The sequence below is a fragment of the Bacillus sp. SM2101 genome (genome assembly GCF_018588585.1).
GTDB classification, from domain to species: domain Bacteria; phylum Bacillota; class Bacilli; order Bacillales; family SM2101; genus Nanhaiella; species Nanhaiella sioensis.
The window spans coordinates 180,045-202,194 of record NZ_JAEUFG010000007.1; the positions used below are offsets into that span (position 1 = coordinate 180,045).

A 22,150-nucleotide genomic window follows, 5' to 3' on the forward strand; every position below is an offset into this window, starting at 1 on the left:
TAACGATTACGATATAATACATAAGTAGTTTGAAAGAAAGGAAGAACTTATATATGTCATTACTTAATCGTGTATACGCAATAGCAATAATAATTATGCTTGTATTGGTTGGCTGTAGTAACCAGAATAATACAGTAGCAACAAGCCCAACAAATGAGGAAACCTTACAGATTTATACGACTCTTTATCCATTGGAGGATTTCACAAAAAAAATAGGAAAAGAACATGTTGAAGTAGTATCCGTCATTCCTGCTGGAGCTGACGCACATACATTTGAACCTACCCCCAAAAAAATGATCGAAATTGCCAATGCAAATCTGTTTATTTATAGCAGTAATCAACTAGAAAATTATGTAGATAAAATGAAGGATGCGTTAGAAAAAGAGAATGTTCAATTTGTGGCAACCGCTGACAAATTGATGAGTGAGGAGCAAAATCATTCCGAAGAAGAGAAGCCGGAAGAAAATGAGCATGAAGATAGCGATCATGACCAACATGACGATGATCTTAATCCACATGTTTGGCTAGACCCGACATTAGCGATTGAACTGGCTGCGGAAATAACAGATGCCTTAACTGCCTTAAAACCTGAGGCAAAAGATGATTTCGAAAACAACTTTCTATTATTAAAAGAAGAGTTAACAAATCTCGACAATCAGTTCCAGACAACAATAGAACAAGCAGAACGCAGAGAAATACTTGTATCTCATGCTGCATATAGTTATTGGGAATCAAGGTATGGCATCAAACAAATAGCTGTTGCTGGAATTTCTTCAACTAATGAGCCGTCACAAAAACAATTAGCTGAAATTATTGAAACTGCTAACGAACATCAAATAAAATATATTTTATTAGAACAAAATGTAAAACCAAAAGTGATAGATGTTATTAAAAACGAGCTTAATGCAACTCCATTACAAATTCATAACTTGTCTGTCTTAACTGATGACGACATTTCAAATGGTGAAGATTATTTTAGCCTGATGGAGAAAAACCTTGAAACTCTTAAAATAGCCTTGAACTAAATTAACAATAACAACAGTTTATCCCGTATCATAGTATTGTGGTACGGGTTAGTTGTGATATAATCATAGTTTATATTAAAGGTGTTTGAACAACCAACTAAATAATGATTTTTCTCATTACTTTGTCATTTTCGTCCTATGCATAACAAAAAATCACAACCGCTTATGGTTCTCGAAGTAAAAATCAATTTGCTCATAAATGTATGTTAGGTTTTCCACTTTATCTATTTACATCCGTATAAATGTTCATCCCACTATTTGAGGAGATTACAAATGAAAGAAACTAACACAAAATCTGAAAAGCTAAAACAGTTTACCTCCATTTTAATTCCAATTCTAATTACTCAGCTAGGCATGTTTTCGATGAATTTTTTCGACACAATTATGTCTGGTCATGCCGGAAAAAATGACTTGGCTGGTGTTGCAATAGGTTCAAGCCTATGGGTACCAATATTTACAGGATTAGCAGGAATTCTTATGGCACTAACACCCATAGTTTCACAATATGTAGGTGCTGATGAGACAAGAAAAGTCTCTTTTTCTGTCATTCAAGCAGTATATTTATCATTAGTCATCGCCTTAGTAGTATTCATTATCGGATTATTCTTTTTAGAACCGATTATTAATGCTATGGATCTAGATAACCATGTAAGTAATATTGCTTTTGACTATTTAAAAGCATTGTCGTTCGGTTTACTTCCTTTATTTTTTTACAACGTTTTACGTTTCTTTATTGATGGTCTTGGGCAAACTCGAACAACAATGATCATTACGCTTATTTCACTCCCTATCAATGTTCTATTGAACTATTTACTGATTTTTGGGAAATTTGGTTTTCCAAAATTAGGCGGAGTAGGAGCTGGCTATGCCTCGGCTATTACGTATTGGTGTTTATTAATTATTACAATTTTTATTATTAAAAAAGTACAACCCTTTGCTAAATTTCAACTCTTTTCTAAGTTTGAAAGATTGTCATTGACAGCTTGGAAAGAGCAAATAAAAATCGGTGTACCCATTGGATTTGCGATCTTTTTTGAGACGAGTATATTTGCTGCCGTCACTTTGCTAATGAGTCAATTTAATACAGACACCATTGCAGCTCATCAAGCTGCACTAAATTTTTCATCATTTTTATACATGCTACCGTTAAGTATTTCAATGGCATTAACTATCTCGGTAGGATTTGAAGTAGGCGCAAATCGATATAAAGACGCTGTACAATATAGCTACTTAGGAATTAGCATTGCAGTCATATTAGCTATTGGGTGTGCTGTAGGTTTGTTTATATTTAAAGATACTGTTGCAGGCCTCTATTCAACTGATCCAACGGTCTTATCATTAACTAAGCAGTTTTTATTTTTTGCTATTTTTTTTCAATTATCAGATGCAATCGGGAGCCCTATTCAAGGAGCACTCAGAGGCTATAAAGATGTAAATGTAACCTTTATGTTGGCATTTGTGTCTTATTGGATTATTGGTCTTCCACTAGGATATATACTCGCTAACTATACATCATTTGGTGCATTTGGTTATTGGATTGGCTTAATATCAGGATTAACGGTTGGAGCAATTTGTTTATTTACACGCTTAATATTTATTCAACGAAATAAGTTTGTCGTTCATAAAATGGAATTATTACAAGGAAAAAATTAATTATTTATCTGTCCCCCTTCTCTAAGCATTAAGATGGGGGATTGTTTTTATTAAATTTTAATGAATATACAGCCCCATAATATACACTCCGCTTTTATTTTCTGGATTTTGGTCAATTTGATTTGTATAACATTTTATAGTGAAATTCCGCAAAGATGATATCCTTGATGTAAAATGCCAAATTAACAGGTTCATTTTTTGTTATAGAAGCAATACATTTAATTGTTTAACTATGTTCAGTATTTGTTAATAAACAGTATTACACCCTAATAGTTATGAAGAAAATAATAATTGCAATTGTTTTTAACCAATAGATAATTTTTAATTTTTTGTAAGAATAAAAGGGACCAAGTATCTTACAAACATTCGTAGCCTTTTTCCTTCAATAAAAAGCGATTTCAATCTTTTCTTTTTTATGCCGTATAGAAACTATTTCAACAAAATATACGAAAAACTATAAAGAACTTACATAAACGATTTTACTTTTTGCCTTTCTTCTCTCGTTCTAATCCCTAGTACTTGTTAACTATGTCGTACTACTCATTTATTGATAATTCTATTTTCTTGCCTTTTTATAAAGTTAATAATGAGATAGAATACCTTTTGAGGATAATTATACTAATAGATTTTTCAGATCTAATTTCTGTATAGCTATTAAACCACCTTAAAAATAACGAATGGAAAAGGAGATGAGAAGATGACAGGTTTTCAAAAGATAGCTCAAATATTACTAGCAATTACTCTGTTAACAGTTGGATTCAATACTAACCACGTGCATGCTAGTATCATGTTTTCTGATGTTCCCTCTGATCATTGGGCTAAGGAAGAAATAGAAGGTTTAGCTTCACAGGGAGTTATTAATGGTTATCCAGATGGCTCATTTCATCCGAACGAATATATTACTAGAGCTCATGCTGCAGTAATTATAGGGAGGTCACTAAATATTGATCTAGTTAATCGGCCAAATCCACATTTTGTAGATGTTAGCACATCAAATTCGGCCTACCCATACATAGCTGCTCTAGTAGATGAAGAAGTTTTTGGTAGAAATGATGCATTTAATCCTAACAATCCCTTGACTCGTGCTCAAATGGCAAAAATATTAGTAGAGGCCTTTAAGATTGAAGGCGAATCTAATAAAGTGTTCGATGATCTTCCCTATCATCATTGGGCAACAACTTATGTTACCAAGCTAGTGGCTTCTAATATTACGACTGGCATATCTCCCACTGAATTTTCACCTAATGGGTACGTAACGCGAGCGCAAATGGCAGTGTTTGTAATTCGAACACTAGATTCTCAGGAGAAAAATACCAACAAAGTTGAAAACTCTTTTATTTATGATGTACTAGATTTAGTAAACATAGAACGAGCAAAAGAAAACATACACCCACTTGAACTATCTACTGAAGTAACCGAAGTAGCTCAAATAAAAGCTGAAGATATGCGTGATCAGAACTATTTTTCACATACATCTCCGACATACGGAAGTCCATTCGATATGCTGAAGCAATTCGGTGTACAGTGGACTAGTGCAGGAGAAAATATCGCAGCTGGGCAATCAACACCAGAAGCAGTTGTAACAGGATGGATGAATAGTGACGGTCACCGTAAAAACATTCTTTCATCTAACTATACTGAAATTGGTATTGGATTTGCTGAAGGTGGTTCACATGGTTTCTATTGGGTACAGATGTTTATTGACAAGTAGGAATCTTTTCAAACACTTTTAACTATTTTTACTTAATAAATGCAGTTGGACCGAGGATCTTTCTACAAGGCAAGGCATATCACACGGTTTTCTGGACTAATATGTGGTATGCCTTGTATATGTATCGCTTAAATATAGTACATTCATAACTATCCAAATATTATATAGTTGTTTTATTTTCAAAGTAAACACCTTGGCATTATATTGAAAGTTAAATTAAGTCGTTAATAGTGCCATTTCGATGAATACCCATCCATCTGTGTTTTGCTTCAATACCCAGTAAACTCACACTATAAAAAAGGACTAATAATAGTCCTTAATCACCTCAATGATCAACATATTTATTTGATCATTTAAATCATCTATATTTATACACGATAATAGTCTCCACGCCAATGCTTTACTGCTTTTTTAATATCTTTAGGTTGTAGATTTTCTTTAATAGCACGTTCACATAAAGCTGGGAACTCATCATCACTCGCAAAACGCAAAGCAATGATTTGTTGGATCGTTAACCTTGAGTTTAGCATAGTATTCGTAAGCGTATAATGACGTAAATTCTCTTCTGAACGTATGATACGGTCTTGCATCTTCGTAGAATATAGTCTTACTAAAGAAAATGTTATAAATAAGCCTAATGTAATCGCTAACCACAATAAAGCTGTTAAAATCCCTTCACCACTATAAATTGCCATAATTAAATTGACAACTGTTGCAATAAAGACCACTGTAACAAGTGGCGCTCCTATGTAATGATAAATTGGATGCATACGAACATGGTTTTTAAAATTTTGACTTTTCATTGCAAATTCCCCACCCCTTTTTATTATTTGAGAAAATATCTACTAGAACGTTAAATATACTTAATTTTACCAATATTCGGATAATTTAGTCAAGTGTACTTAACAGTTTAGCTAATTACTACTCCTATTTAAATGGATTTCTTCGTAAACTTTTTGCTATTACTGAGTATGATATAGAAAAGCTGCCGACGAAAAATTTATTCGTGCAATACTAGGAATGGAAAGTATTAATCAATGTGAAAACAGCCAAAACAGCATTAAACTCTTATCATTATTAAATCTTATTTTCTTACTGAATTGTTTCATAGCTCCTGCATTATTGAAGATGATATTTACTTATCTTTTTCTATTTTATTTAACTGTCATCACCATTAGAATAAGATTTTATTCATTTTGTAATGTTAATTTATCTATCATTAATGATACTTTTTCACTATTCTGTAGAATTGTTGCCTAAATAGGACCACCTCTTTCGCATTTGTGACTCATTACATTAAATAAAAAATTGTATCAACTACATCATTACTTTCTACATACATACTATGTTTCTTTTCATAGTGTTTGCACATTCCAACTTCTTAACAGATTCAAATGTTCATAGTTGACGTAACAACCTCATTCTGCATTTTTTCAACCGCTATATTTCCCTCTATTCCCTCTTGAACAACAAAGTAGCTTTTTTGGACTTATAAGTAATGATAAATAAAAAATTATTTCCTCATATTTTCATTTATAATTTTTTTTTCATAAGTAGATAGGCTCAAAATCGGTAGGTCAATAGTATCCGTTCACCTAAGGAATAAAGAAAAATAAGTGAATCATCCTATAGGAAAGATTATCATACAAATGTAAAATAAGGGAGGTATATTTTCGACATATGAGGTGATATTTTGCAAGATCCAACAAACGCTAGTGTAGAAAACAAATTTTTAACACGTAAAATGACGATTTATGCAATTCTATTTATTATTTTCATAACAATAGTTACAGGTAATTATTTATTTAGAGCAAATAATCCAACAGAAGCAAGTACTGAAGCTCAACTCGAAAGCAAGAAGTTAGATTATGTAATAGATACTAATAATAATGACGAGGTAGAAGATTTAAATTCACATACTAATGAAACGCTACAAGAAAATGAAGACTTCTCTACCGAAGATAAAACCAGCACAAGTTCAAATCGTATCAGTGAAGATTCTGTTGAAGATGTACAAGAAACTGTAGAGGTTGCAGAGCCTGTTTCTGAGTCTGAATCTACAAATACAGAAGAGGGACAATCTACTAAAATAGAGAGTAAACAATCTTCGGAAACCCTTTTTAGTTCTACGGAGGCATCAATTAATAGCCAAAAACAGATTTCCATCCAATATGAGATTTCAAAGGGAGTAACACTTTTTCAAATTTCCAAATTATTTTATAATGAAAATAACACTGAATTTTTACAATTACATAATAATATTACGCATCCTGAATTAGATGTCAAAGAAGGAATGCAAATTGTTGTTCCAAATCCAGACAAATTAGCTGTTTATACTGTACAAGATGGTGACACATTATATCAAGTAGCAAGAAAATTCTATAGTAAATCTAAACTATTAAACTACATAATGGAATATAACGCTATACTTAACCCTGAAACCGATGTAAAAGCTGGTATTAATATTGAAATACCTACTAGTACTGGGATCGTAGTACATACCGTCCAACAAGCAGAAACGCTATATAGTATTATGAATACATATTATCAACTAGCGTATTATGTTGAACAAATAAGTAAAGTAAATGGTAATATCGAATCAATAAAAACTGGTGAAACATTAATCATACCTAATATTTTCAAACAGCATCAAACAGCTATGATCGGAAATAACCCGGCTGTAAATACTAACTATTTAATAGAAATCAATAGATCCAATAATCTTCTTATCGCATATAAAAATGGTGATGAGTTTTTCAAAACAACAGTTTCAACGGGTGAAAATCTATCAACTCCTTCGGGTATATTTGAAATCATTACTAAATTTGTTGAACCCTCATACACCGCTAAAAATATTCCAGGTGGAGATCCGTCAAACCCATTAGGCAGTAGATGGCTAGGTCTAAGTGTACCAGGTACAACAGGCAGAACATATGGCATACATGGGACGATAAACCCTGGATCAATTGGAGAATATGTAACACAAGGTTGTATTCGAATGGAAAATGAAAAGATTGAATGGTTATTTGATCGAATTCCAATAGGTACTAAAGTAAAGATCGTATAACCTTGCTTTTCATAATAATAAATATACAACCTAATATAATACTAAACTACGAACAAAAAGAGCCTAGTAAAACTTTTAGGCTCTTTAATTACAAAATATATATTATGAGCAATTATCATTTTTTAGATGCACTGTTCTAAGGTAATTCGTTAATTCTATAAACCTAACTTCTTATATTCCGAACAAACTCCCTTCCAAACAGCTTACATTTTTCTATTTCTTCGTCTTGAGGACCGTCCTCTATCTTTAAGCTCTCTTGAACAAGTATTCCACCTTGTTGTAAAATAGCTGACTCAAAAATATCAACTGCTCCGCAGTATATTTTATAAGACCTATCTCCTGAACCAAACACTGCAAACGTCTTCCCTGATAAATCTATCTCCGTTAACTCATCATAAAAATCTAAAAATTCATCTGGAAGCTCCCCATCTCCCCAAGTATATGACCCGAATATGATTGAATGATATTTATCTAAAATATTTATATCTACGTCAAAGACATCTTTCTTTTCAACTGTTACACCTTCGCCCTGTATCCCTTCTTCTATTAAATCAGCTATCGATTCAGTATTACCAGACATACTCGCGTAAATGATAAGCACTGTTGACATTATTAATCCTCCCTTAAGTAAAAAGCAAGAAGTATTTAATTGAAAATTATTATCATTAATATGTTATTAGTATAACTGATATTGATAATCATTGTCAATTTTATGCCTATCTCTGTTTCATAATTAATTGATACTTCCACCCTTACAAATATTTCTTAAGAAAGGATGCTAGATATATATAAAATAAAGTAAAAATTAAACATCACTATACATTTATACGACTTCTTCATTCATTACCGGGCTAGTAGCAGAAGTTCTTTTCAAAATAGTAAGAAGCACAAAGTTAATGACTCCTACACTAGAAAAAATAATCCAAGGAAACATACTATTAGAAAAATTTTTCATCAAATAGGTACCTGTGAAATTTCCTAAAGTTGCCCCAATAGCAAAGGATATTTCAAAAAAACCAAAATATGAACCTTGAAACTGCCCAGAAGTAAATTCTGAAATTGCAATATCTGATGAGGGTAATACAAACGTTTCACCTATTGTAAATACGATTATACATATTAATAACCAATATGGCGATGAATTGAGACTAATCATTAACAAAGAAAATGACATGGTGAGCACACCTACTGTAAGCAGGCTGTATATGTTCATTTTAAGAAATAATTGTTTGATCATTATCATTATCATCAGTCCTGTTATAGCATTGACTGTGATGACTAAACTAACATAACTCTCACTACTGGTTAAATTGTACATATGTAACGGTATCGATACTGTTAGCTGAGAAAACATGAACCAAAAAAATATCATTGCTACACAATAGAGGATGTATTTTTTATTTTTGGCGATATGCTTTACGCTTATAAGAATAGAAGGGCGTAAACTCATTGTGTAATCGCTACGCTTTACTAACAGAAGTTGGACTACAAATAATATGTAAAAAACAATGCCACTAATAACAAATGGGTAGCTAGGATTAACAAATAGTAACACCCCTCCCATAAGAGGTCCAATGATTGCTCCGGCATTTAGTGAAAGGTTTAAATAAGTAAACACTCTCTTTTTTAACTCCTCTTGCTTTACTGATGAAAAATATGCTCTTGATGAAGGTTCATAACATGCAGATCCTACCCCAATAAGAGCAGCTCCACAAGAGACGAAGTAAAAGGACTCTGACATTGCTAAAATAATGAAGCCTGTTCCCCTTATTAACAATCCGAATCCCATTAACTTTTTATAACCGTACTTATCTCCGAGTCCTCCAGTTAAAAGAGGTAACCCACTTGAGGTTAAAGCGATTAAAGATAATACTGTTCCAGTCTCTACTACTGAGAAATAAAGTGTATTTGACAAATAAACTGCAAAAAAAGATATAACGGCAAACCCTGCAAGATTCATACAGAATGCTGAAAATAAGATAACTTTCGTTGTTTGATTCATAGTAACCCCCTTTAGTTGTAACCTTCTTTTTATTTAGATGGTTACATTTATGTTATGTTATAATGAATAGGAATGCAACCTGTAAAATTGATTGGTGGTTACAATTATGGATAAGAACAAAGAAATTAACGAAGTATTATCTTTTTTGAACACTTGGGAAATTCCTAACAAAGACAGAATACCTAAAGATCATTTTGGAACTATATCTGATGTCTCGAATTATATTCATGAACATCTAACAATCGAAGATTCCAATGATTTTTTAGATGAAGTTATTTTATTTCGGTCAGACATACGGACGACAATTGAAAAAAATGATGGAGAGCTCATCAATGAATGGATTAACAGAAGGCAAATAACATACGAGGTTCAAATACAAAACAACAAACCAGTCTATAACCTGATTTATAAATATAAAAGAAAAAGTCTAATCGACTATATACTGATAGACATTTTGACTTTAATCAACACAGGAACCTTTCATCGACTAAAAATTTGTCCAGATTGTAAGTGGGCCTTTTATGATCAATCAAAAAGTGGTACTAAAAAGTGGTGTAATATGAACGCAAATAGTCCCACTGGAAGAGCATGTGGGACGATATCTAAGGTAAAACGGTATAGAGAGAAGAACAGAAATAAATAGAAATCTATACATTATACGGATTTTTAGCCACGTTAAAATGTTCTACACGGCTTTTTAGCCATGTAGAACATTTTAAGTGTGTCTCATCTCTCAATAAAACTAAAATTCACAAACGAACCCTCTATTAACTCTACATCATTTGGTACTTTTAAATAAATAACTTGATATACTCTCCCATCATATTGATTAAAAAGTGACTCTTCTGTAAATTGCCGAACTGGAAACGGAGCTTTTACCAGTTTAATATTTATATCCTGTGAAGGAGAGTTAATAATAAGTCTATTATCATTTAATATAAAACCAACTGGAGCTAACTTTCTAGAAAAATCGATACCATCTACAAACAATCCACTACTTAAGTTAAATACTTCGATCTTGTTATCACTACTCAATTTTCTTTCTACAATCACGTGGGGACTGTACTTTTCTGTAAAGTTAACTTCCAATATTTGATTTCTATAATCATCAAAGCTTTTTGCTTTTATAATATAGTCTGGATCAAGCTTATCTATCTCCATACTGCTCAATAATGAATAGAAGTCATGATCTGTTTCACCTTGTTTAACTTCCTGCTGTTTTAATGAATCATCGGAGACGAATGCTATAAATACAGAACTTAATAAAAGTAATCCTGTGTATATAAAAAGTAGCCAGTGAGTTATTTTTAAAGAGCTAATCTTTTTCCCAGCTTTAATCATTAAAGAGAACAGCCCTACTAAAATGATAAATAAAATAATTTGAAATGTAGCTAGCTCGAAGGAAATCATTTTCTTACCTCCATTCGATTCAGGATGCTAATGGCGGCCATAAAAAACAAGCTAGAAGTTATCAAAACTTTTACAATAAATAATACAAATATTGGCTCCGATACATAAAATTGAAAAATTTTGATGACAGATAAATAGTTATCCCTTATCGTCCCTTCAAGTAAGGTCGCCTCAAGAAAAATGAAACCTAACAACGACACTGGAATAACAATGATAAATAACTTACTTACTTGAATCAGTGTTCCAATAAAGTAACCTATTGCACAAACAATTAGCCCATACAAAAAGATTGCGCTTATACCGATAACAAGTTCTTGGATTCCAGTATTAAGAACATAGAGCTGTTGGTCAATGAAAATATATCTAAGGACTTGTATTACATTCCCAGATAAAATGGCTGTAATGCTCCCTACAATGGTAGCCGTAATTAAAAAGAGAATATTCGAGAGACTGCTGCTAAGTCGATTGGTTACAAACGTAAAATCATGGTTTCTATGTGGTTTAGTCGTAATCGTAATTGCTGTAGAGAAAGCCCAAATTAATGTAAATACAATGACGATATCAGCTGCATAGTACTGGATATTGATATTAAAGTTATTACTGCCCGTAGAAATTGTTCCAATTCCACCAAGTGAAAAGATGATACCTAAAACCTGGATTCCTATGAGTGAACTAAACGAATCTATGTTTGCTTTGAGTTTGTAAAAATATTGGTTTTTAACAGTATTAGCTAATGTCACTGTCGTCAAAGGCATCTTCAATACCTCCCTTCGTTTCACTAGTCAAATAAACACATAGATCACTGACTTTAACTTGAGAGATTTCAATACCTCGATGACGAGCTTGAAGGGTTGAAGTGTCAGAACCATCGTTTTTTACAACCACATAATCGGTATTCTTACCTAATCGATTTTTGAAAATAACTTCTTTTCCATTAGTCATTTGTGCTATTTCATCGGTCGGTCCTTTTATGCCAACTGCCCACTCCTTCAGTTCATCCATCGACGTATGCAATTGTTTTTCTCCATTTTTAATAAGTAAAACATCCTCCAATATATCTTCTATTTCACCCAAATGGTGACTGGATAGAATAATAGTACGCGGAAAAGCAATATAATCCTTCACCAACACCTTATAAAAATCTTTTCTAACCGCTTCATCCATTCCTGTAGTTGGTTCATCAAAAATTGTTAACGGACAACGCGACGCTAAACCGATAATCATGTTAAACGTACTTTTCTTTCCTTTTGAAAGTCTAGTGTGATAATACTTAGGATCAAAAGAAAAATACTTAAATAAATTACTTGCTAATTGCTTATTCCAATTAGGATAAAAGCTTTCAGCAACTTCTAACAGTTCACCTAGTGGTACCGCTTGAGGAAAACTCATTAAATCATCCACAAAAATGGCATTTCCTGAGACGTGTAAATTATTGAATGGCTTGTTGGAAAAAACTTTGATTTCACCCGATGTTTCTTTTAGGAATCCTGCTATTATTTTTAACAAGGTCGTTTTTCCAGCGCCATTCCGACCAATTAATCCTGTAATTTTATTTTCCTCTATGGAAAAAGATAGGTTGTTTAAGACTTTTTTTCTTACGTATCTTTTAGTTAAGACAGAACATTCAATTACAGTCATTGTCTCTCCTCCTTAACCATTTCTTCTCTTATCATTTCAATTAACTCGTTATCTTCTATTTGCAACTGATTGGCTTCTAAAACCAATTCCTGTATTAACCCCTTCAATGTTTGATTTCTTCTTTTAGCTATAATCATGTCTTTTGCTCCACCAGAGACAAACATTCCAAGTCCGCGTTTTTTGTAAAGAATATTTTCGTCCACTAGAAGACTAAGCCCTTTCGCTGCAGTTGCTGGATTAATCGTATACATGTCAGCTAATTGATACTGTGAATACACCTTGTCATCACTTTCGAAATGACCGTTTAATATCTCTGATTCAATCCATTCAGCAATTTGCACATAAATTGGCTTAGTACTTTCTGTATTTAGAATTGTCTCCGCCTCCTTTCTAACATAGTGCATTACTGTTGTAATGTAGTATATAATAAACTAAAATATTCCACAATAGGCTTTCAGTATTTTTGTGTATTAACATAAAGTTTATTTTCGTATGGAGCTATAAAAACTAACACAACTACATATCGTTTTTGTCCAGGAACGATGAAATTAGCTTATAACCTTATTCACGAGGACCTTGTCCAAAGACAAAGTAGTTATTATTACATTTTTAAAAGATGTCTTAAAAACGAACACAATCTTTCTCTATTCTGAGTTGCTACTATGTATGAATATAGAGTCTTGTTTTTTTTTATAACAAATAAGCCTATCATAAGTTGATAGCCCATAATAATAATCATAACTTTAATTGTTTAGAGAGCTGATGACATTTTAAATTCAGATGGAGTAATGAAATTTGATGAACTAAGTTTAACTGTCGAGGCATAACAAAGTATGTTGTGTACATGAGAGGGTTTTACTGTTTGTGATTTCAACTTTATACAATCTAACAATGCATACCCAGCAACAAAGACTACTATAGTGACCGCTGTTTCGTTTACAATTATATCAAAGATGAAAAGCGGAATTGCTAATAAATCAACTTAGAGAAGTCAAGTATAAGAATGGACAATTAGCAAAGAGAGTCATCGGCATTAAAAGCCAAATAGCATATAATCGTCCCAGTTGTCTAACATTTTATATTCTTAATATAAAAATGGGAACCAATCATTTATGGCTCCCTAATAATCTCACTTACTCTTTTTTTAATGAGGCTCGTTCGTTAACTTTGTTGCTATTTTTCCGAAAAAGAACAGTATGAAGGGTATTTATGAAACCTCATTATTGTAAAAGATGAAAGGATGGCACGACCGTCCTTATATATTAGAACGAAAAGCAAAAATCGTTGCGAAAACAGGCTTAAATTCTTTAATTGCTTTCATATCGATCTATATCTGCTTTTAATATTGAGTACATATATAAATCATCAAATTTACCACACGTATACTCATAACTTCTAAGCAACCCTTCTCTAGTAAACCCTTGCCGTTCAACTAGTTTTTGTGATGGAAGATTAGCAGGTTCTATTAAAGCCTCAATTCTTTCTAACTGACAATGACGAAACCCATAATTAATAACAGCCCCTAACGCTTCACTAGCTATACCTTTCCCCCAAAAATCTTTACTTAATTCAAATCCAACTTCAGCTCTGAAATGTTTAGATTTCATGTTTAGAAAACCACAACTTCCTATCACCTTGTTATGACCTTTTAAAGTAATTCCCCACCTAATACCTGTGCCTTCTTCTATAATAGAATCATACCACTTAATCTCATCCCAAACGTCGGATAATGATTGGAAAGGTGTTAAACCAATATGTTTCACAACTTCTTCATCTGAAAGATATGCAAGCATTTCATTCGCATCATTTTTTGTCACTTTTCTTAAGATTAATCTATCTGTTTCAATAATTGGAAAATTACCATCCATGCGTTTTCCCTCTCTCTTTAAACAATAATACGATTATTGATGGATTTCATGTCTTTATTTCTAAAATTATAATTTTTTTGTATTTAACCTAATTTTTTGCTGATATATATCGAAAAACGAGCATAAGATAAGTGGTTTTTTCGAATCATTATGATCTATTTTCATCATTTACTTCTATTTGTAAATTCTCCTGCAAAGCAAAATAGTATGTATAAAGCTAGTTGTTCATATATATTTTTACAACTATGGAAATACTACAATAGTTAATAAATGCTAGCACACAATATGACAAAAATCACCCTATACTACGCATTTTCTTATGATCCTCAAGTTCAAGGAAGATATTGCTCCTCAATCATGATGACTTCATCATGATTTATATATAAGTAAAAGAGTCTCTCATATGGTTCAATAAGCATGTTAAGATCTTCTGTGTAGCTTTTATTGTTACCGTCAGCTATATATAGCAATAAATCCGAACTAAGCCTATAATTCATTTGCTCAACTTGCTTATTTTGTATATAAAAACCATTAGGTAAGAAGACTTCCTCTCTAGACACATTCGCATCATCCATTATGGCTCGTATCGCTTGTTCTCCACTTAAATAATTAACAGCATCGATAGTAATATATTTATCAAGATTGTCAGAGTGCCAGTCAGTTATAAACCCAGTAATAATCTCAATACTAGGAAGTTTTGTTATTAAATGTTCTAATTTCTCTAATTTTTGGTTATCAAGCAGGTACATGTCTTTAACTCCAACTCTGAAGTCTTCTTCTTTAGAGTCCATCATGTCATTCACCTGGTCTTCACTGATTTTTTCATTTAGACGCTCTTCCAACTGAGCAACTCGTTCTTTTAGTTTAGCTATTTGAGCTTGCTCTTTTGAATGTATGTCATGATTACAACCAACTAAAACGAGTAATAAAACTATAGGTACGATTCTTGTCCACATGGCACATTTCCCTCGAATATCATTATTGAATAGGCTGTTATTGCATAGATTGTTGTTTTTTGTCAAAAAATAAACACATTTGCAACTAGACGTCGTGCACCTTTTCTTCTGTAAAACGACATTTTTCTCTATTAGTTTAGTAACCATAGCAACAACGTTTACGAAAAGAGTCTAGTTTAATCATCTATGCCCTTCCCTTGTTCTAATAACGGCTCATACATCATAATAGCGTGGTTTTCAGTAATATATTCGTCTTTACAAACATCACCATTGTTATTGTAAACTTTCCTATGTAGTACATTGTGTCGGACGTATTTGCCAACAGTGGACATTGTAATGAAATGGTCCTTTTCATAAATTTTATAGGAATGTACAGGCTCTTTTTCCGCACGCCACTCACCAACTAAATAATCTTTAGTTAAATATAAATGAAGTTGATAGTTTTGTGTTGTTTCATTTCTTATTTGTAAGTCTATATAATTAAAATAGCAAGTAGCTCCACTTCCGAATGGTTGTGTCCTATTGGAGTCTGGAAAAACGTCATAGCTATGACGATGCCTCTCAATTACAGTTAATGGGGTATGGAGTGTCATCCAGTAGATTAAATTTGACAATTGGCATAACCCTCCACCTATACCTACTTTATACGAGCCATGAGACAAAACCATTCCATTAACATACCCTTTACCCTTCGTAGGTTTCCCTATTAATTTCCAATATGAAAATGTTTCACCAGGTTTTAAAACAATGCCGTTAATATTTTTTATTGCTAAATGTATGTTGTGAACTTTATTTTGTTGTAGCCACATATCAACATTTTTCAACTTGCGTAACAGTGGTGTTTGATGTTTATATATGATAAAAGGAAGCTTAGCATTGTGTTTTTCATTTGCAAAATATGTATCATTAAAATACCATTTTAAATAACGCTTAGAAATATAATAGATCTTTCCTACGTTTGTTCTCAATTTTGAACGCTGAACGGGTTGTTTCATATTCACTTCATTCCCCCAATATGAAATAAATACACAGGAGCCTTGGATAAGTTCGTTCTTTTGTAAATAATTTTTCTGAACTTTTGTATAAATAAATTAATTGGATAAGCTCTTTATGAGATTATTATCCTCTAAATAGAACAACAGTTGCCACGATCACGAGACTATTCTTTTAAAGCTCCTAGTATGATAACCCACAATTAAATTATTTCTTCATGTTCTCTTTAATTAAATTGATAACTCTTTCAATTGAGTTATCATTATTTGATCTTTCCATCTTTTCTATATATTGATGTCGATCTTTATAAACATTTTTTATTGCAGCTTGTAGTGATTCTTTTGAAAGTTTTTCTTCAAAAAGAACTTTACTAAAGCCTTGATCTTCAAATGATTTGGCATTTAATAATTGATCCCCACGACTTGCTTCTTTTGTTAATGGAATAAGCAGCATTGGCTTTTTCAATGCTAACAGTTCAAAAATAACATTTGAACCTGCTCTTGATATAACAATGTCAGCCATCGATAAAAGATCAGGTAATTCTTCTTTCACATATTCAAACTGCTTGTAGGAACGATCATTTATTAACTTATCTACTTGTCCCTTCCCACAAATATGCACGATTTGAAATTGTGGTAACAGCTTGTCAAGACTTGCTCTTACAACTTCATTAATTCGCCTAGAACCAAGACTTCCACCTACAACTAACAGCGTAGGTTTATTTTTCGTAAAGCCCGTGATTACCCTTCCTTGGACAGGATTACCTTCAAATATTTCTTTACGAACAATCGCCCCAACGTGTTCAACCTTATGCGTAGGTAAATGATCCCTTGTTTCTGGAAATGTCGTACATACCTTAGTTGTAAAGGGGAGTGAAAGTTTATTTGCTAAGCCTGGTGTTAAATCTGATTCATGAGTGATTATAGGTACTTTGTTCAATTTTGCACCAATAATTACAGGTACGGAAACAAACCCCCCTTTTGAAAAGACGACATTAGGTTTCCTTCTTTTTATTATTGTATAAGCTTGAAATACTCCTTTTACGACTTTGAAAGGGTCTTTAATATTATTCCAATCAAAGTATCGACGCAACTTTCCTGTTGAAATGCTATGATAATTTACTTCCTGAATACTCTCAGTAAGTTCTTTTTCAATCCCATTAATTGAACCGATATAATCAATTTCCCAACCTTCTTTTATAAAATAAGGAATCAGTGCCAGGTTTACTGTTACATGCCCTGCTGATCCTCCTCCTGTAAACAAAATTCTATTAGTCATTTTTATTCACCCTCATTATTTGCTTATCATGATGTCAAATCATAAACAAATGTTACCATATCAACTTACTCTTGTGGAAGAATAAACTTAAAAAACCATATTGAAATTGTTATAAAAAATGATATACTTATTTTAATTATTGTTATTCCTAAAACTTTTTATGAATGTAGTTCATATTATAGAGCACTAGGAGTAAGAATAAGCATTACATAGTGGAAGATATCCACACAGGAGGAAAAAATGGCACAAGGTAAAGTTAAGTGGTTTAATTCAGAAAAAGGTTTTGGATTTATCGAAGTTGAAGGCGGAGACGATGTATTCGTACACTTTTCTGCAATTCAAGGTGATGGATTCAAAACACTAGAAGAAGGTCAAGAAGTTTCTTTCGATATCGAAGAAGGTAACCGTGGCCCTCAAGCTTCAAACGTTCAAAAATTTTAAGCTTTAACCTGTATTAAACCGTCTAATTCTTTAGGCGGTTTTTTACATTTACAATGTTGTGAGCTTTAATTAAGGCTTATAAAAAAATCTCCAAAATAAAGTTCTTTTGCAATTTCGTGCTTTCTAATTCATTTGGAAGGATTTACTATCACATGCAGTAAAACACACATCTTACAAACTAATCAACGTGTTAGTTATTTCGCGCTTTTTACTTAATACGTATACAATCATGTGAAAACAGCCTTAAACAATTTTATAATGCCTACAATTGTTGCAGGCATCATGTTCACAATACAGCTTTATCAGGATCAGCTGTCTTCTTTGTTGGTAACTTGAATAAAAACCCTTCCGTATATGGTGTTGGCTCGTTGTTTTCATATTCCTTCACTGTCTTAGCTAAATAATCCCTTGCTTCTTGCTCAGTACGCTTTCTTGTGACAATTTCATGCATAATATTTAACGCAGCATAGTTCATCGCCTCATTATCACACCTTGCAGTCACTTCACCTTTTGTACGATCTAATATGATACTCCCATCAAATCTTGCAATATTATCGTATAAATGTATCGGTACTCTATAGGCTATGGTTTGTTCAATGAAATCAACATGTTTTTTAGGAAAATTGTGCGGTATGGTTTCTTTATATATTACTGTGCGTTTCCAAGGTTCATTGTTATACCAAATGATCATTCTTGGTGTTGCCTCATCTGGAAGGCCATATTTTTTCATGAACTTCAAAGCTTCATTTCTTGGGCCATCATTCCACTTTTGTATCACTTGCTGTACATACATTTGCATTGGCGTTCTTACGCTGTTCATTCTCTTCGGAAACTGAAGGTTTGTTTGTTGTGTATAATAATTGCCTCCAGGCTGATAGTACATTTGATTTCTACCTCCTCCTATTTCTCGTATTTAGTGTATGCGTTCGCCCCTTTTTCGCTACTACCTAATTTCTATAGTTTTTATATGGTGTAAGGATATTTTTTAAAATTTTATATACTCGCTGAATAAAAAGAAAAAAATTGGTTAATGTAATCAATAACAGGAAAAATTTATATTGTATAAAACACGATACTAATACAAAGGTGACTATGATGGAGCTAAAAGAAAATATGCAATTTGAAATTACGACAAAGTTTGTTCCCAATTTCTATAATTCTAAAAAATTAAAAGTAGTAAAGATCAATGCTTCTAATGTAAGGATTGAAATGGAGAATGCAAAATATGGCGGTGTTTTTCCGCTTGATTTATTCCAGTCATTAATTCGAAATGGGGCATTATTACTTGACGATGGTAGAGAGTCTGAAGAGGATACAGCCTAAATAAAATAGTGACACATCAAAACATCAAAAGCATTTCTTAAGTTCTACTCTTAAGGACTAAAAGACATTATAAAGTATGATTGGATTGAATAACATAAAAACTCGGCTAACTAGCCGAGTCTAGTCTGTTGCTACTAAAATTTATCTAGGTCTATGTCCCAAAACAATTCAGTACCGAACCATTTTTTGAACTCTTCTTGTTTTTCTTTATTTTCATTATACCTTTTAATCATACCTTCTGTTTGTGTACGGTGAGCCTTCAAAGCATTTACTTTAATATCGAATACGTCATTTACATCGGCAGTGAAAGTTGGGTTACCGAGTACCTCAAAACGATTTTTTGATATTGCATGACCTAATACTCTCGGTCTATTGTCATCCTTTATTTTTTTTGCTGCTTTAACTGTAGCTAAACCGCATGCATCATGGTCAGGATGAACACCATGATCCGGATAGTGGGTAATGATCAATGACGGGTTCACATCATCTATCACAGCTTTTATACTATTAACTAGTTTTGCTTCATCTTCGAATTCTAACGTTTTATCCCTAAACCCTAACATACGCAAATCCTTAATTCCTAATACAGAACAAGCCTCTTGTAGTTCAGTTTTTCTTAACATTCTAAGGGTCTCTCTATTTGCGATTGGCGGACTCCCCATGTTCCTACCCATTTCTCCAAGTGTAGCGCAAGCATATGTAACAGGAATTCCTTTTTTAGAATATTGTGCTATTAACCCACCTACACCAAAAGCTTCGTCATCTGGATGTGGTAATACTACAAGTACATGTCGTTCCATCTCTTTCTACCTCCTTACTCATTAAATGGTTGTTTACTAAGCTGTAATGATATGGCTAAACGGCCTTCCTTATCATGCCCAGCAAGCAATACTTGGGATTGGTCATTAATCTCCCAATCAGTAATTCCTTCTGCATAAACCCAGCCTTGTTCTATTTTTAGTCCTATACGATACGGTCCGGGGCCCTTAATTTTTGCTTGTGAGAAACAAATTGGCACGTTTCTTATAAAAGCGGCAACTGTCATATTTTTTTCATCGAAATGATTAGCATAGGCACCAGTAGTTGTTTCTAAATGTACGAATAACTTTTCGTTCAAGAGTTTATCGAGTACCTCTTGGACATTTTCCTTTTCAATTGGCTTCACAGTATCTCACTCCAATAAAAATGTAATAGGGATAAAGAGAACATTTTAATACATGGGACTACCAACTAATATCGTATACTTTCTTCCATTTATTAGTATACAAAATAGCATATTAATGAAAGAAACACTTGGAACAAGAATATTTAAGTTTATTTTACATTTCAAATGGCTGTTTTCGCATTAATTGTTGTTTTTCGTATTAAGAATAAACACGTACACAAATAGAGTTCGTGGCATCTTTTCTTCAGTACAACCATTTCTAACAATATAAAACCATTTTTATAGTACTAATTTGATAACAATAGCAACAATGTTCACACAAAGGGCCTTTCAAATAAACTCCACGATAGCCCTCAACGTTAGTCCCACGCAAAAAATGAAATCATTACATAAACTATAGTATATTCATTGGATTGAAACAACTAGTATGCTTACATCACAAATAAATTCATTAGAGAGGAGATTCAAACAATATGTGTCAACATATTTACCACAGATGTTGTTCATATACAGGAAGACCTGTGGAAGTTCGCTTAAGAGGTGGAGGAGTTCATCGAGGTATTGTAGACAGTGTAACACCCTCACACGTATATATTAGACCAATTGGCCCGGGACCGAGACGTTTCGGCGGGTATGGTCTAGGATTTGTTGGAGGATATGGTGGTTACGGTGGGTTCGGTGGGGCTGCTGCAGTTGCAGCTGTTGCAATAGTCGGTATAGTCGCAATAACTGCACTCGCATTCGCTTTTTTCTGGTAAGTACTTTGCTTTCACTCTCAGTTGAATTCATCTCTCCAAAGGCACTATAGCCTTTGGAGAGCCATTTTTTACTGCCTATGATTACTTTAAAATAAGCTGAGAATTTTACTAACCTTGTACTTTCTCTTCTTTTATAGCTTCCTTCTTAGCTATAAAAACGCCATAACCTAAAATATGTCGATATTTTTGGGTCATATCATTATGATTTGCCCATAATTTAAATAACTCAGGGTCTATGTTCGCTGAAAAATTGAATTCTGGTTGCTCTTGCCTAAATAAAGAATTGTTTACAGTTGATGTTTTTAACACATCTACTGTGGCAAAACCAGTTTGTGTTAATTTTGTTATCCATTGTTTCTTTGTTAATATTTCTGATATATCATACATGCTCTTTATTTCTTTAACTTCATGCTGTAATAATAGCTTATCTGTCGTCATTTCAATGGCTAATAATACACCATTATCCTTCAATACACGGCTATATTCTTGTAAGGATGTTGAAATATCAGTAAAACACGTAACAGATTCAGCTATTACGATATCAAAAAAGTTATTAGGAAACGGCATGTATCTAATATCAGCCTCTTGAACGTGTACTTGTAAGTTATTTTCAGCAAATCTCTTCTTTGCTTTTGATATCATAACAGGATGGTTATCAAGTGCATACATATTACATTTGTATTTCTTTTTAATGTAAGCTGTCGTTTGACCTGTTCCACATCCAACTTCTAACACACGACTAGATTGATCAATCGGCAATTCAGATAATACCTCTTTTGACAAAAGAAATCCACCTGGGTGAGCTCCGCCAATACCAAATTCTGCAAGAAAATCAATGTATTTAAAAGTTTTCATTGATCCC

At 32.8% G+C, this 22,150-nt stretch carries 23 protein-coding genes; 8 read left to right on the top strand and 15 right to left on the bottom strand.

The window, feature by feature from the left end:
• Window positions 1-53: 53 nt before the first annotated feature.
• The 3 genes from JM172_RS08970 (at window position 54) to JM172_RS25410 (ending at window position 4,389) form a co-directional block, all read left to right on the top strand.
• Window positions 54-1,025 (top strand): metal ABC transporter solute-binding protein, Zn/Mn family, encoded by a 972-nt coding sequence (locus tag JM172_RS08970; RefSeq protein ID WP_214481848.1) that lies wholly within the window; start codon window positions 54-56, stop codon window positions 1,023-1,025.
• A gap of 273 nt (window positions 1,026-1,298) precedes the next feature.
• Window positions 1,299-2,678 (top strand): MATE family efflux transporter, encoded by a 1,380-nt coding sequence (locus tag JM172_RS08975; RefSeq protein WP_214481849.1) that lies wholly within the window; start codon window positions 1,299-1,301, stop codon window positions 2,676-2,678.
• Window positions 2,679-3,375: 697 nt separating this feature from the next.
• Window positions 3,376-4,389: an S-layer homology domain-containing protein gene (locus tag JM172_RS25410; protein ID WP_214481850.1), complete on the top strand. Its 1,014-nt coding sequence runs from the start codon at window positions 3,376-3,378 to the stop codon at window positions 4,387-4,389.
• 368 nt (window positions 4,390-4,757) lie between these two features.
• On the opposite strand, the gene JM172_RS08985 is transcribed toward JM172_RS25410, so the two are convergent.
• Window positions 4,758-5,192 carry a DUF6526 family protein gene (locus JM172_RS08985; RefSeq protein WP_214481851.1) on the bottom strand — a complete coding sequence of 145 codons (435 nt, stop codon included), beginning with the start codon at window positions 5,190-5,192 and terminating at the stop codon, window positions 4,758-4,760.
• Between the two features lie 890 nt (window positions 5,193-6,082).
• Here JM172_RS08985 and JM172_RS08990 point away from each other — a divergent pair.
• Window positions 6,083-7,456, top strand: coding sequence for a L,D-transpeptidase family protein (locus tag JM172_RS08990; protein WP_214481852.1), 1,374 nt, complete (start codon window positions 6,083-6,085; stop codon window positions 7,454-7,456).
• Between the two features lie 163 nt (window positions 7,457-7,619).
• On the opposite strand, the gene JM172_RS08995 is transcribed toward JM172_RS08990, so the two are convergent.
• Both JM172_RS08995 and JM172_RS09000 read right to left on the bottom strand, forming a co-directional pair.
• Window positions 7,620-8,066, bottom strand: coding sequence for a flavodoxin (locus tag JM172_RS08995; protein WP_214481853.1), 447 nt, complete (start codon window positions 8,064-8,066; stop codon window positions 7,620-7,622).
• 213 nt (window positions 8,067-8,279) lie between these two features.
• Window positions 8,280-9,458 carry an MFS transporter gene (locus JM172_RS09000; RefSeq protein WP_214481854.1) on the bottom strand — a complete coding sequence of 393 codons (1,179 nt, stop codon included), beginning with the start codon at window positions 9,456-9,458 and terminating at the stop codon, window positions 8,280-8,282.
• A gap of 106 nt (window positions 9,459-9,564) precedes the next feature.
• Between JM172_RS09000 and JM172_RS09005 the strand changes: the two genes are divergently transcribed.
• The gene (locus tag JM172_RS09005; protein ID WP_214481855.1) at window positions 9,565-10,101 is read left to right on the top strand and encodes a CGNR zinc finger domain-containing protein; all 537 of its coding nucleotides are present in this window, start codon (window positions 9,565-9,567) and stop codon (window positions 10,099-10,101) included.
• Window positions 10,102-10,184: 83 nt separating this feature from the next.
• On the opposite strand, the gene JM172_RS09010 is transcribed toward JM172_RS09005, so the two are convergent.
• The 8 genes from JM172_RS09010 to JM172_RS09045 all read right to left on the bottom strand — a co-directional run bounded on the left by JM172_RS09010 (window position 10,185) and on the right by JM172_RS09045 (window position 17,601).
• On the bottom strand, window positions 10,185-10,868 hold the full coding sequence (locus JM172_RS09010) for a hypothetical protein (protein WP_214481856.1): 684 nt from the start codon (window positions 10,866-10,868) through the stop codon (window positions 10,185-10,187).
• Window positions 10,865-11,623: a hypothetical protein gene (locus tag JM172_RS09015; protein WP_214481857.1), complete on the bottom strand. Its 759-nt coding sequence runs from the start codon at window positions 11,621-11,623 to the stop codon at window positions 10,865-10,867. Before JM172_RS09015 ends, JM172_RS09010 begins: the two co-directional genes overlap by 4 nt.
• Window positions 11,595-12,506: an ATP-binding cassette domain-containing protein gene (locus JM172_RS09020; RefSeq protein ID WP_214481858.1), complete on the bottom strand. Its 912-nt coding sequence runs from the start codon at window positions 12,504-12,506 to the stop codon at window positions 11,595-11,597. The genes JM172_RS09015 and JM172_RS09020 overlap by 29 nt, the downstream gene beginning before the upstream one ends.
• Entirely contained in the window at window positions 12,503-12,910 is a 408-nt protein-coding gene (locus JM172_RS09025) for a GntR family transcriptional regulator (protein WP_214481859.1), read from the bottom strand. Before JM172_RS09025 ends, JM172_RS09020 begins: the two co-directional genes overlap by 4 nt.
• A 903-nt stretch (window positions 12,911-13,813) precedes the next feature.
• Entirely contained in the window at window positions 13,814-14,374 is a 561-nt protein-coding gene (locus JM172_RS09030; RefSeq protein WP_214481860.1) for a GNAT family N-acetyltransferase, read from the bottom strand.
• 332 nt (window positions 14,375-14,706) lie between these two features.
• Window positions 14,707-15,330, bottom strand: coding sequence for a hypothetical protein (locus tag JM172_RS09035; RefSeq protein ID WP_214481861.1), 624 nt, complete (start codon window positions 15,328-15,330; stop codon window positions 14,707-14,709).
• A 176-nt stretch (window positions 15,331-15,506) separates the two neighbouring features.
• A complete protein-coding gene (locus JM172_RS09040) occupies window positions 15,507-16,325 on the bottom strand; it encodes a VanW family protein (RefSeq protein WP_214481908.1) in 819 nt (272 codons plus the stop codon).
• Between the two features lie 205 nt (window positions 16,326-16,530).
• Complete coding sequence (locus tag JM172_RS09045; protein WP_214481862.1) at window positions 16,531-17,601, bottom strand: undecaprenyldiphospho-muramoylpentapeptide beta-N-acetylglucosaminyltransferase; 1,071 nt, start codon at window positions 17,599-17,601, stop codon at window positions 16,531-16,533.
• A gap of 240 nt (window positions 17,602-17,841) precedes the next feature.
• On the opposite strand from JM172_RS09045, the gene cspD reads away from it, so the two are divergent.
• Window positions 17,842-18,042, top strand: coding sequence for a cold-shock protein CspD (cspD, locus tag JM172_RS09050; RefSeq protein WP_214481863.1), 201 nt, complete (start codon window positions 17,842-17,844; stop codon window positions 18,040-18,042).
• Between the two features lie 286 nt (window positions 18,043-18,328).
• Here cspD and JM172_RS09055 read toward each other — a convergent pair whose 3' ends face one another.
• Complete coding sequence (locus tag JM172_RS09055) at window positions 18,329-18,925, bottom strand: hypothetical protein (RefSeq protein ID WP_250886586.1); 597 nt, start codon at window positions 18,923-18,925, stop codon at window positions 18,329-18,331.
• Between the two features lie 230 nt (window positions 18,926-19,155).
• Between JM172_RS09055 and JM172_RS09060 the strand changes: the two genes are divergently transcribed.
• A complete protein-coding gene (locus JM172_RS09060; RefSeq protein WP_214481864.1) occupies window positions 19,156-19,365 on the top strand; it encodes a hypothetical protein in 210 nt (69 codons plus the stop codon).
• Between the two features lie 134 nt (window positions 19,366-19,499).
• Here JM172_RS09060 and bshB2 read toward each other — a convergent pair whose 3' ends face one another.
• Together bshB2 and JM172_RS09070 are read right to left on the bottom strand one after the other, a co-directional pair.
• Window positions 19,500-20,165 carry a bacillithiol biosynthesis deacetylase BshB2 gene (gene bshB2, locus JM172_RS09065; protein ID WP_214481865.1) on the bottom strand — a complete coding sequence of 222 codons (666 nt, stop codon included), beginning with the start codon at window positions 20,163-20,165 and terminating at the stop codon, window positions 19,500-19,502.
• Window positions 20,166-20,179: 14 nt separating this feature from the next.
• The gene (locus JM172_RS09070; protein WP_410629503.1) at window positions 20,180-20,521 is read right to left on the bottom strand and encodes a YojF family protein; all 342 of its coding nucleotides are present in this window, start codon (window positions 20,519-20,521) and stop codon (window positions 20,180-20,182) included.
• 482 nt (window positions 20,522-21,003) lie between these two features.
• Here JM172_RS09070 and JM172_RS09075 point away from each other — a divergent pair, with 482 nt between their 5' ends.
• Window positions 21,004-21,288: a hypothetical protein gene (locus JM172_RS09075; RefSeq protein ID WP_214481867.1), complete on the top strand. Its 285-nt coding sequence runs from the start codon at window positions 21,004-21,006 to the stop codon at window positions 21,286-21,288.
• Window positions 21,289-21,396: 108 nt separating this feature from the next.
• Here JM172_RS09075 and JM172_RS09080 read toward each other — a convergent pair whose 3' ends face one another.
• Window positions 21,397-22,143 carry a class I SAM-dependent methyltransferase gene (locus JM172_RS09080; protein WP_214481868.1) on the bottom strand — a complete coding sequence of 249 codons (747 nt, stop codon included), beginning with the start codon at window positions 22,141-22,143 and terminating at the stop codon, window positions 21,397-21,399.
• Between the last annotated feature and the right edge of the window lie 7 nt (window positions 22,144-22,150).